Genomic DNA, 10792 nt, shown 5'->3' with positions numbered 1-10792 from the left:
GGCGCGCAGTCAGATCCAGGAGGGCGGTGTCAGATCCAGGTGGGCACGTGCGCCTCGGCGTGGCGGGCGCCGAAGCCGCCGTGGCATGAGCTGGGCCGGCTGGAGTTCGAGGGGCACGCCACCGCCCAGGACGCCGTCCGCCGCAAGGTCGGGCAGCTGCGCGAGGCTCAGGACGCCGGGCTCCTGGACCCCGCCTGGGATCCGACCGACATCATCGTCCTCCTCAACCAGATCGCCATGGCCTGGGCGGGCCGGCTCGATCTCGTGGACGCGGCCGCCGACCAGGTCCGCGACCCCTCCCCGGCGGCCCGGCGCGCCGCCGTCGTCGCGGCCGTCCAGCGCCTCTCCCCGCCACCGCCGGCGACACCGGCGTGGGCCCCTCCGGCAGCGGCGGAGCGTTGCCGGCCCGCCTTCCCGCCCGGGGTCTGTCCGGCGGGGGCGGGCCGGGTGAGGGATGCCTCATGGATTCCTTGCGCAAAGGAGTGGACCCCCGGGCTCGTCCGGGCCGATCGTGGGCGACATGAACGATCACCGCACGGCACCTGTCGATCCTGCCGGATCCACCGATGAAGAGGCCGCGGAGGTTCGCCGTTTCTGGGGTCGGCTCGGTCTTCCCGGGCTGGTCGACGTGCACACGCACTTCATGCCCGAGCGCGTCCTGCGCAAGGTCTGGGGCTACTTCGACGCGCTCGGATCGCTGACCGGCGGACTCGAGTGGCCGATCACCTACCGGCAGGAGGAGGCGGAACGAACCGCCACGCTCCGGGAGTTCGGCGTGCGGGCCTTCACCGCGATGCTGTACCCGCACAAGCCCGGCATGGCCCGGTGGCTGAACGGCTGGGCCGCCGACTTCGCCCGCCGCACCCCTGACTGTCTGCACACCGCCACCCTCTACCCCGAGCCGGGCGTCGAGGCGTACGTCCGAGAGGCCGTCGAGGAGGGCGCGCGCGTCTTCAAGGCGCATGTGCAGGTGGGGGCGTACGACCCGGCCGACGAACTCCTGCAGCAGACATGGGGGCTGCTGGCCGAGGCCGGGATCCCGGTGGTGATCCACTGCGGCTCCGGGCCCGCGCCCGGCAAGCACACCGGCCCCGAGCCGATCGCGCAGGTGCTGGCGAGGCACCCCCGGTTGCGGCTGATCGTCGCGCACATGGGGATGGGCGAGTACGAGGAGTTCCTCACCCTCGCCGAGCGGTACGCGCAGGTGCGGCTGGACACGACGATGGCCTTCACCGACTTCACCGAGCGGCTCATGCCGTTCCCCCGCCGGGCCCTGCCCCGGCTGACCGGCCTCGGCGACCGCGTCCTGCTCGGCTCCGACTTCCCCAACCTCCCCTATCCGTACCTGCACCAGCTCCATGCCCTGGAACGCCTGGGTCTCGGGGACGAATGGCTGCGGGCGGTGTGCCACGACAACGCGGCAAAGCTCTTCGGACTGGGCGAGGGCGGGGCGTAGTACCGGCGAAGGAGTGGACGGCCGGACGAGTACCGCGGTTTCAGTAGTCGGTCCTCCAGATACGGGAGGCGACAGTGACCGTAGCCGCAGGACGACGGGAGGGCCCTCTCCAGGACAGCCTGTTCGGGGTAAGCGAGAGCAGATGTGGAGTTCCCTGACGTGGCTGACTTTCTGTATCGACTGGGCCGTCTGGCCTTCCGGCGGCGAGGTTATGTCGCCCTGATGTGGCTGGCCGTGCTGACGGCCGTCGGGCTGGGCGCCCTGCAGGCGCCGGGAAACTGGGCGCCCGGGACCGCGCCCAACTCGTCGTCATCGCCTACCAGACCGGACTCGTGCGGCCCACATCGCCACGGCCCTGAGCCGACGTCAGGATCTCCAGGCCGGCCGCCGCGTCGGCGCCGCCGAGTCGGCCGCCGGGTAGGTCCGGGAAGGGCCCCAGCCGACGGGCCGGTTGGGCGGCGCCGAGGCGAGACAGGAATCGTCGAGGGGGCCACGCACAGTCGCTGTCAGGGCACCTCGGGTCCGCGGTACTCGCTCATCGCGTCGATGAGCCAGCGCGCCAGGTAGTCGGCGAACGAGGACCGCGGGAAGAGCCGATACGTCGGCGTGTCGTCGACCTGCCAGAGCAGTACCGCGACCGGTCCCACCGTGGTCGACACCGCCCGGCCGGGTCCGAAGGCCCGGGGGTGGAGGTCCAGCGGGCAGCCCTTCTCCAGCACCTGCCGGGCGGCCGGGCCGCTCAGCTCCAGTGTGGTGCGGTTCGCCGAGACGTCCACGACCGAGCCCGCATCCGCTCCGAGCGCCTCCCGCAACTCGGCGGCCACAGACGCCTCTTCGGCCTGGGACAGCACGAGCCACTCGTCGGGACCGAGCCACACCACCGTATGGGGGCCGGACGCGCTGGTGTGGCCGCACTGCCGGGGGAGTGGCGCCCCGAGGGTCTTCTCGATGCGGTCGGCCCCTTCGGACGCGGGGTCGACGCGCACGTTCACCATGGAGACGAACGACCACTCGGTCAGCTCGACGCCCCGGGCGCCGGTGACCGTGGCGGCCCGCATCCGCTCCTGAAGATGTGCCACGGGGCTGGTGCGCAGGGCCACCGGGCCCGCGCCCGCGTCGATCGTCGGCTCAGCCATCTCGCCTGGTCCCTTCGGGGTCGTAGAGGACGAAGTCGGTCACCTCGACGGGCACCAGGTCCTCGCCCACGGGGGCGAGCAGGGTCTCGCCGATCCTTGCCCGCCCGTCGGCCACGAGGGCGAGGGCGAAGGGGCGGCCCAGGGCCGGGCTGTGGTAGCTGGAGGTGACGTGGCCGAGCATCGGCACCGGCCCGGCCTCGGGAGTGAGGGCCACGTCCGGCGCGACGAGCTGGGCGCCCTCGGGCAGCCGGGTCGTGCGGTCGGCCGGCAGCAGGCCGACCAGTTGCTTGCGGTCGGTACGGGAGGTGTCGGCGCGGGCGTAGGACCGCTTGCCGATGAAGTCCTTCTGCTTCGACACCACCCAGGACATGCCCGCGTCCTGCGGGGTGACGGTGCCGTCGGTGTCCTGGCCGACGATGATGTAGCCCTTCTCGGCCCGCAGGACGTGCATGGTCTCGGTGCCGTACGGGGTGATGTCGTAGGGGCGGCCGATCGCGTACACCTCCTCCCAGACCGCCAGGCCGTACCAGGCGGAGACGTTGATCTCGTAGGCGAGTTCCCCGGAGAAGGAGATCCGGCAGATGCGGGCCGGGACGCCGGAGGCCAGGGTGGTCTCGCGGAAGGCCATGAACGGGAAGGCCTCGGCGGACAGGTCGACGTCGGGCGCGAGATGGGCGACCACCTCGCGCGACTGAGGCCCGACCACGGCGATCGTCGACCACTGCTCGGTCACCGAGGTGCAGTGGACGTCGAGTTCGGGCCACTCGGTCTGCAGCCACTCCTCCAGCCAGTCCAGGACACGGGCGGCGCCGCCGGTCGTCGTGGTCATGAAGTAGCGGTCCTCGTCGAGGCGCAGCGTCACACCGTCGTCGAAGATCATGCCGTCGGGCTTGCACATGACGCCGTAGCGGGCCGTGCCGGGCTTGAGCTTCTTGAAGGCGTTGGTGTAGATCCGGTTGAGGAACTCGCCCGCGTCCGCGCCCCGGATCTCGATCTTGCCGAGGGTGGAGGCGTCCATGAACGCCACCCCCTCACGGGCCGCCCGGCACTCGCGGGCCACGGCCGCGTCCATGTCCTCGCCGGGCTCCGGGTAGTACCAGGGGCGCTTCCACTGCCCCACGTCCTCGAACTCCGCGCCGTGGGCCACATGCCAGCTGTGAACGGAGGTGGTGCGTTCGGGATCGAACAGGTCGCCGCGCTCACGCCCGGCCAGGGCCGCGAAAGCCACCGGCGTGTAGGGCGCCCGGTAGGCCGTCGTGCCGATCTCTCCGGGCGAGGCGCCCGCGCCGAGGGCCTCGGCGATCACACCGATCGCGTTGACACCGGACGTCTTGCCCTGGTCACCCGCGGTGCCGAGCGAGGTGTAGCGCTTGACGTGCTCGACACCCCGCATGCCCGCGCCGGTCGAGCGCCAGACGTCGGCGACGGTGACGTCGCGCTGCAGGTCGACGAAGTGGGTGTCCCAGCCGCCGGGTTCGCCGTCGGGGGCGGGCGCCAGCCACAGGGCCCGCGTCGGGCCGGCCGAGACCCGCGCGACCTCGGCGGGCACGGCCACCGGGAACCCGGCGTCGCTCGCGGCGCGGGCGCCGGCCCGCGCTCCTTCGGCCCGGCAGCCGTCGAGGTCGTACGTCCCGCGCGCCCCACCGACGACCTGCTGGTTCCGCACGGTCCCGTCGGGGACGAAGGCGACCAGGTCCTCGTCCCAGCGCAGCTTTCCCTGGCGCTGGCTGTGCAGGTGCACCACCGGGCTCCAGCCGCCCGACACGGCGAGCAGGTCGCAGTCGAACGACTGTGACTCACCGGCGAGTCGACCGCTCGCGTCGAGAGCCTGGACGGTGACGCCGGTGAGCCGGCCGTCCCCCGCGGTGTCGACCACCGTGCTGCCCGTCAGCACCCGCACTCCGGTCGCGACGGCGACCTCGGCGGCCCGGTGGGTCAGTTCGGGGCGCGCGTCCACGACGGCGGCGATGTCGATCCCGGCGGAGTGGAGATCGGCGACCGTGTCGTAGGCGCTGTCGTTGGTCGTGCTCACCACGGCCCGCGAACCCGGCGCCACGGCATACCGGTTGAGGTACGTGCGCACGGCCGCGGCGAGCATCACCCCGGGCCGGTCGTTGCCGGCGAAGACCAGCGGACGCTCGTGCGCACCGGTCGCCAGGACGACCTGCCGGGCCCGGATGTGCCACAGCCGCTGCCGCGAGACGCCCTCCACAGCGGCGACTCCGAGATGGTCGGTGCGCCGCTGGAGGGCCAGCACGTAGTTGTCGTCGTACGACCCGAAAGCCGTGGTGCGTTGCAGCACGACGACCTCGGGGGCGATGTCGAGCGCCGCACGGACGTCGGCGATCCACTCGGCGTCGGAGTGCAGTGAACCGCCGGGCTCCGGCTGGTCGTCGACGAGGATCACGCGGGCGCCGGAACCGGCGGCAGCGGCGGCGGCAGCGAGCCCGGCCGGTCCGGCGCCGACGACCAGGACGTCGGTGTGCACGTACTTCTTGTCGTAGACGGCGGGGTCGGGGGTCGGGTCGAGCCGGCCCATCCCGGACAGGGTGGTGGCGGACAGGCCGTCGTACAGCTCCACCGTCGTCGCCGGGAGCATGCCCTCCGAGCACGAACCGTCGAGCTGCACCAAGGCGTTGGGCTCCTCGACGCCCGCGGTCACGATGCCGCGCGGGCGGCCGCGGTAGAGCGACGGGGCGACCTCGACGACCCCGTTGGCCAGCATCGCCGAGGCGACGGTGTCGCCGGGGTGCCCGGTCAGCTTCCGTCCGTCGACGGTGAACCGCAGCACGGTGCCGCGGTCGACGCGGCCGCCTTGCCGGAGCCGGAAGCGCTGGTCGGTCATCGGTTCCCTCCGGCCTGGGGCAGTACGGGGCGCGGCTCGTCGAGCCGGTAGGAGCTCAGCACCTGGTAGGTGACGGTGTCGCGCAGGACGTTGAACCAACGGCGGCAGCCGATGCTGTGCATCCACCGCTCGGCGAAGGGGCCCTTGGGGTTGTCGCGGTAGAAGACGTACTCGGCCCACTGCTCGTCGGTGAGGTCGGCGGGCGTCTCCGGGTAGGGGACATGGGCCTGTCCGCCGTAGTGGTACTCGGTCTCGTCCCGGGGACCGCACCACGGGCAGGTGATCAGCAGCATGGCGTTCTCCTCAATCCCTCAGTGGGCCACGGCTGCTGCGCCGTGCTCGTCGATCAGCGCGCCCGTCGCGAAGCGTTCCAGGGCGAAGGGGGCGTTCAGGGGATGCGGCTCGCCCGTGGCGATGGTGTGCGCGAAGGTCCAGCCGGCGGCCGGGGTGGCCTTGAACCCGCCGGTCCCCCAGCCGCAGTTGACGTAGAGGTTCTCGACGGGGGTCGTGCCGATGACGGGGGAGGCGTCGGGGGTGACGTCGACGATGCCGCCCCAGGTCCGCAGCACGTGCGCGCGGGCGAAGACGGGGAACAGCTCGATGGCGGCGGCCATCTGCTGCTCGATCACATGGAAGGAGCCGCGCTGCCCGTAGCCGTTGTAGGAGTCGACGCCCGCGCCCATCACCAGCTCGCCCTTGTGGGCCTGGGAGACGTAGACGTGCACGTGGTTGGACATGACGACCGTCGGGTGCACCGGCTCGTGCAGCTCGGAGACCAGCGCCTGGAGCGGATGCGACTGCACCGGCAGCCGGACGCCCGCCCGCTCTGCCAGCACGCTGCTGTGCCCGGCGGCCGCGAGGCCGACCCGGCCGGCGTGGATGCGGCCGCGGTTGGTCTCGACGCCCACGACCCGGTCGCCGTCCTTGAGGAAGCCGGTGACCTCGCAGCCCTGGATCAGGTCCACGCCCATCTCGTCGGCCCGGCGGGCCAGCGCCCAGGCGACGTGGTCGTGCTTGGCGATGCCGGCCCGCGGCTGGAAGGTGCCGCCGAGGACCGGATACCGGGTGCGGGACGAGACGTTGAGGATGGGGCAGACCTTGGCGACCTCGTCCGGTTCGAGCCACTCGGCGTCGACCCCGTTGAGACGGTTGGCGCCCACGCGGCGCATGCCCTCGCGGACGTCCTGGAGGGTGTGCGCGAGGTTGAGGACACCGCGCTGGCTGAACAGGAAGTCGTAGTCCAGCTCCTCCGGAAGCCGCTCCCACAGCTTGAGTGCGTGCTCGTAGATCGCCGCGCTCTCGTCCCACAGGTAGTTGGAGCGGATGATCGTGGTGTTGCGGGCCATGTTGCCGCCGGCCAGCCAGCCCTTCTCCAGCACGGCCACGTTGGTGATGCCGTGGTTCTTGGCGAGGTAGTAGGCGGTGGCCAGGCCGTGGCCGCCCGCGCCGACGATGACGACGTCGTACGAGGATCGCGGCTCGGGGTTGCGCCAGAGCCAGTCCGGATGCTCCGGCAGCGGCTTGGTCGTCATGCCGCGTCTCCGTTCAGGTGGGACCGGTGGGGCAGGTGGGACCGGTGGGGCAGGTGAGGCAGCTGGGGATAGAGGGGGAACGCGTCGGCGAGCTTCTCGACCCGGTCGCGCAGCAGGCCCGCGCGCTCGCCGTCGAGCTGCTCCTCCTTCAGCGCCTGGGCGATGATGTCGGCGACCTCCCGGAACTCCGCCTCGCCGAAGCCCCGGGTGGCCAGGGCGGGGGTGCCGATCCGCAGCCCCGAGGAGACCATCGGCGGGCGTGGGTCGAACGGCACCGCGTTGCGGTTGACGGTGATGCCGATGCTGTGCAGCCGGTCCTCGGCCTGCTGCCCGTCGAGCGCGGAGTTCCGCAGGTCGACGAGGACCAGGTGGACCTCGGTGCCGCCGGTCAGCACCGTGATGCCGGCCTCCGCCACGTCGTCGGCCAGCAGCCGCCCGGCGAGGATGCGGGCGCCGTCCAGAGTGCGCTGCTGGCGCGCCTTGAACTCCTCGCTCGACGCCACCTTGAAGGCCACCGCCTTCGCCGCGACGACGTGCTCCAGCGGGCCGCCCTGCTGGCCCGGGAAGACCGCGGAGTTGATCTTCTTGGCCAGGTCGGCGCGGCTGAGGATCACTCCGCCGCGCGGGCCGCCGAGGGTCTTGTGCGTGGTGGTCGTCACGACGTCGGCGTACGGCACCGGGCTCGGGTGGAGCCCTGCGGCCACCAGACCGGCGAAGTGCGCCATGTCCACCATCAGGTACGCCCCCACCGCGTCGGCGATCCGCCGGAACGCGGCGAAGTCCAGCTGCCGCGGGTACGCTGACCAGCCCGCGACGATCAGCTTGGGCCGGTGGGCGAGGGCGAGCTGCTCGACCTCGTCCATGTCGATGCGCATGTCGGACTCGCGCACGTGGTACGGCACGACGTTGTACAGCTTGCCGGAGAAATTGATGCGCATGCCGTGGGTCAGGTGCCCACCGTGTGCGAGGTCGAGGCCGAGGATCGTGTCGCCGGGCTGGAGCAGCGCGAACATCGCGGCCGCGTTGGCCTGGGCGCCCGAGTGGGGCTGCACGTTCGCGGCCTCGGCGCCGAACAGGTCCTTCACCCGGGCGATGGCCAACTGCTCGATGACGTCGACGTGTTCGCAGCCGCCGTAGTAGCGGCGGCCCGGGTAGCCCTCGGCGTACTTGTTGGTCAGGACCGAGCCCTGGGCCTCCATGACGGCGGCCGGGGCGAAGTTCTCCGAGGCGATCATCTCGAGGGTGGACTGCTGGCGGTGCAGCTCGGCGGCCACCGCGGTGGCGACATCCGGGTCGAGCTCGCTGAGCGGGAGGGAGAGGGAGGAGCCGACCGTGGTGATCGACGGGGTCGTTGCCATCTGCACACCATCCTGGGAGTCAACTGAAGAGCAACTGATATATCAACCTCTGAGGTAAGGTATGGGAGCTCGCTGGGACCAGTCAAGGGGGCTTCATGCAGCAGATGGCGACCGAGCAGCCCGGGGGCGAGGAGCTGTCCCTCGCCGAACGCGCCTACCGCGCCGTCCGCGACCGGCTCGTCATGCTGGAGATCCGCCCGGGCGCGCCGATCAACGAGGACCAGCTGGCGCAGTCCCTCGGCGTCGGGCGGACGCCGGTGCGCGAGGCCCTCAAGCGACTCCAGTACGAGCGCCTCATCGCGACCTACCCCCGACGCGGCACCTTCGCCACCGACGTCAACATCACCGACCTGGCCCATATCTCCGAGGTGCGCCAGGAACTGGAACCCCTGGCCGCCGCCCAGGCGGCGCGCCGCGCCACGGCCGCGGACCGGGCGACGCTGACGGACCTCCTGCGGGAGCTGCAGAGCGCAGGCTCCCGGCAGCAGGACGCCGCCGAGCTGATGCACCTGGACCTCCAGGTCCACCGCGCGATCTACGCCGCCACGCACAATCCCTACCTGGAGGACACCCTCGTCCGCCACGACAACCTGGCCACCCGCATCTGGTGCCTGTTCGTCGACCGTCTGACCGACATGGCCGGCCACATCGAAGAGCACGGCCCGTTGATCGAGGCGATCGTCGCCGGCGACCCCGACAAGGCGGCCCGGCTCGCCCGCAGTCACGTCGAGGGCTTCGAACAGGCCATTCGCGCAGCCATCTGAAGAGCGAGGCCGCCCCGCACCGTGGGGACCGCCGGTGGAGCGCCGCGGTCAGCGCCGGTCAGTGGCGCCGCGGGGCGGCCGTGTCGTCTGGCCTGGCTCGATCTGCTGGCCCACGAGTCTCGCGTAGTGACCGGCTCGCCGAAGCAGCTCGTGATGGTTGCCCTGCTCCACGATGGTTCCCTGGTCGAGTACCAGGATGGTGTCGGCGTCGCGGATCGTGCTCAAGCGGTGCGCGATCATGATCTGGGTACAGGCGAGAGTGCGCAGGTTCTCCGCGACTTTCCGCTCGGTCTCGACGTCCAGATGACTTGTGGCCTCGTCGAGCATGAGGATGGAAGGTCTGTGCGCGATCGCTCGCGCTATGGCCAGCCGTTGCCGCTGACCGCCGGACAGGGCGCTCCCACCCTCGGAGACGAAGGTGTCGTACTGCATGGGCATGGTCATGATGTCGTCATGGATGGCAGCCAACCCGGCGGCCGCGACGGCTCGCTCGCGCTCGATCGACGGGTTACTGAGGGTGATGTTGGACAGTACCGACCCGCTGAACAGGGCGCTCTCCTGCAGGACGACGCCGAACTGACGTCTCAGGTCCTGCCAGTTGACGTCCCGCAGCGAGACGCCGTCGTAGAAGATGTCCCCCTCTGTGGGGACGTAGAGTCCGAGCAGGAGCTTCCCCAGCGTGCTCTTGCCCGAGCCGGAGAGCCCGACGATCGCGCTGCGACCAGTGGTCGAAGGCCTGCGCTTCTGCGCCGGCCGCTTTCAGCGTCCCGATGCCGACGATCGCTTCGCCCAGATACCGTTCCTAGGGACTGAGCGGGTCGTCACGTCCTGTTGCCAGGGCTTGTGCTCAGCCGGGCGCCCCGAACGGTGTTGGGCGTCCTGGTCTGCCGCGTTCGCTCCGCGTCCGGGCGGCACGGATCGTGTCCGTGGTCCGGGGATGCGGGGGCGGCTTCCCTCACGCCCCGGGACCCCCGGTCGGGCCTGGACGCTCCGATGCCCCACCGCATCACTCCGGTGCTGTGGGGGCGGTGTCGTCCGTCGCCGGATCGGGTGTCCCAGGGCGCGTCTTCCGATCGCCACGGCGGCCGCGTCGTGGCGGGTGGTCTTCCTGGTCGTGGTGGTGAGGGGTTTCTGCCAGTGCTGGGCGCCCCACCGGGAGGTGTAGGCCGGGTCCACGGCGACGACCGTGATGCCGAGTTCGACGGCCATGGCGACGAGGCGGGCGCGGAGTCTGGCCACGGGCATGCCGGAGATCAGCTTGCGGAACTGTTTGCGGCGGCCGTGCTTCTCGCGGGTGGTCTCGGCGGTGAAGTCCAGGTCCTCGACCGCGATCGCCAGGCCGTGGCGTTTCGCCCAGTGCAGCAGGCGGATGAGGGCGTGGCGGACCTGGGCGTCGCGGTATTCGGCGGTGCCGGTGAGGTCGTAGTCGAACCGGCGGGGCTCGCCGACGGGGTTGCCGTGTTGGTCCAGGCGCCAGGCGGCCAGGTGATCGGCGTTGGTGTCCACGCCGACCAGACCGTTCGCGCGGGCCCTGGCCAGCGGGACGGTCAGCACCGGCGGGATCGTCCAGGACGCGGTGAGGTACCAGCGACCCCGCTGGACGTCTTCGTGGATGCGGTAGGCGACGGCCCGGTTCGCGGCCACCCGGTCGCGCCACTGCTCACCCCGGTGCGCAAAGCACACGCGGGCGGCGAGGACGTA

The 10792-nt window shown here is 71.5% G+C and carries 10 protein-coding genes and 1 pseudogene; 4 read left to right on the top strand and 7 right to left on the bottom strand.

Going from position 1 to position 10792, the window contains the following annotated elements; translation table 11 throughout:
* Positions 1 to 39: 39 nt before the first annotated feature.
* The 3 genes and pseudogenes from ACIBAF_RS38510 to ACIBAF_RS38500 form a co-directional block, all read left to right on the top strand.
* Complete coding sequence (locus tag ACIBAF_RS38510) at positions 40 to 570, top strand: hypothetical protein (protein WP_399469577.1); 531 nt, start codon at positions 40 to 42, stop codon at positions 568 to 570.
* Complete coding sequence (locus ACIBAF_RS38505; RefSeq protein ID WP_399469575.1) at positions 521 to 1456, top strand: amidohydrolase family protein; 936 nt, start codon at positions 521 to 523, stop codon at positions 1454 to 1456. Before ACIBAF_RS38510 ends, ACIBAF_RS38505 begins: the two co-directional genes overlap by 50 nt.
* 275 nt (positions 1457 to 1731) lie before the next feature.
* A pseudogene (locus ACIBAF_RS38500) lies at positions 1732 to 1815 on the top strand (DNA-binding response regulator); the annotation flags it as partial.
* Positions 1816 to 1962: 147 nt separating this feature from the next.
* Here ACIBAF_RS38500 and ACIBAF_RS38495 read toward each other — a convergent pair.
* Genes ACIBAF_RS38495 through glyA form a run of 5 tightly spaced genes read right to left on the bottom strand, consistent with a single transcriptional unit; the run spans position 1963 to position 8327 of the window.
* On the bottom strand, positions 1963 to 2592 hold the full coding sequence (locus tag ACIBAF_RS38495; RefSeq protein ID WP_399469573.1) for a sarcosine oxidase subunit gamma: 630 nt from the start codon (positions 2590 to 2592) through the stop codon (positions 1963 to 1965).
* Positions 2585 to 5437, bottom strand: a complete 2853-nt coding sequence (locus tag ACIBAF_RS38490) for a sarcosine oxidase subunit alpha family protein (RefSeq protein ID WP_399469570.1) — start codon at positions 5435 to 5437, stop codon at positions 2585 to 2587. Before ACIBAF_RS38490 ends, ACIBAF_RS38495 begins: the two co-directional genes overlap by 8 nt.
* Positions 5434 to 5730, bottom strand: coding sequence for a sarcosine oxidase subunit delta (locus ACIBAF_RS38485; protein WP_399469568.1), 297 nt, complete (start codon positions 5728 to 5730; stop codon positions 5434 to 5436). Before ACIBAF_RS38485 ends, ACIBAF_RS38490 begins: the two co-directional genes overlap by 4 nt.
* Before the next feature lie 18 nt (positions 5731 to 5748).
* Entirely contained in the window at positions 5749 to 6969 is a 1221-nt protein-coding gene (locus tag ACIBAF_RS38480) for a sarcosine oxidase subunit beta family protein (RefSeq protein WP_399469566.1), read from the bottom strand.
* Complete coding sequence (glyA, locus tag ACIBAF_RS38475; RefSeq protein WP_399469564.1) at positions 6966 to 8327, bottom strand: serine hydroxymethyltransferase; 1362 nt, start codon at positions 8325 to 8327, stop codon at positions 6966 to 6968. The genes ACIBAF_RS38480 and glyA overlap by 4 nt, the downstream gene beginning before the upstream one ends.
* A 95-nt stretch (positions 8328 to 8422) precedes the next feature.
* On the opposite strand from glyA, the gene ACIBAF_RS38470 reads away from it, so the two are divergent.
* Complete coding sequence (locus ACIBAF_RS38470) at positions 8423 to 9091, top strand: GntR family transcriptional regulator (RefSeq protein ID WP_399469562.1); 669 nt, start codon at positions 8423 to 8425, stop codon at positions 9089 to 9091.
* Positions 9092 to 9139: 48 nt separating this feature from the next.
* Here ACIBAF_RS38470 and ACIBAF_RS38465 read toward each other — a convergent pair whose 3' ends face one another.
* Complete coding sequence (locus ACIBAF_RS38465) at positions 9140 to 9802, bottom strand: ATP-binding cassette domain-containing protein (RefSeq protein ID WP_399469689.1); 663 nt, start codon at positions 9800 to 9802, stop codon at positions 9140 to 9142.
* Between the two features lie 48 nt (positions 9803 to 9850).
* On the bottom strand, positions 9851 to 10792 hold a 942-nt coding region (locus ACIBAF_RS38460), incomplete at its 5' end, for an IS200/IS605 family accessory protein TnpB-related protein (protein WP_399469560.1).

The sequence above is a fragment of the Streptomyces sp. NPDC051677 genome, assembly GCF_044453465.1.
GTDB lineage: Bacteria > Actinomycetota > Actinomycetes > Streptomycetales > Streptomycetaceae > Streptomyces.
The sequence above is the reverse complement of the archived record's forward strand: the minus strand, read 5'-3'. Positions and strand labels throughout refer to the sequence as shown.

Bases quoted from the DNA above. Each gene is read 5' to 3' on its own strand.
- ACIBAF_RS38505 (WP_399469575.1), top strand. From the start codon at position 521: ATGAACGATCACCGCACGGCACCTGTCGATCCTGCCGGATCCACCGAT.
- ACIBAF_RS38495 (WP_399469573.1), bottom strand. From the start codon at position 2,592: ATGGCTGAGCCGACGATCGACGCGGGCGCGGGCCCGGTGGCCCTGCGC.
- ACIBAF_RS38490 (WP_399469570.1), bottom strand. From the start codon at position 5,437: ATGACCGACCAGCGCTTCCGGCTCCGGCAAGGCGGCCGCGTCGACCGC.
- ACIBAF_RS38480 (WP_399469566.1), bottom strand. From the start codon at position 6,969: ATGACGACCAAGCCGCTGCCGGAGCATCCGGACTGGCTCTGGCGCAAC.
- glyA (WP_399469564.1), bottom strand. From the start codon at position 8,327: ATGGCAACGACCCCGTCGATCACCACGGTCGGCTCCTCCCTCTCCCTC.
- ACIBAF_RS38470 (WP_399469562.1), top strand. From the start codon at position 8,423: ATGCAGCAGATGGCGACCGAGCAGCCCGGGGGCGAGGAGCTGTCCCTC.
- ACIBAF_RS38485 (WP_399469568.1), bottom strand. From the start codon at position 5,730: ATGCTGCTGATCACCTGCCCGTGGTGCGGTCCCCGGGACGAGACCGAG.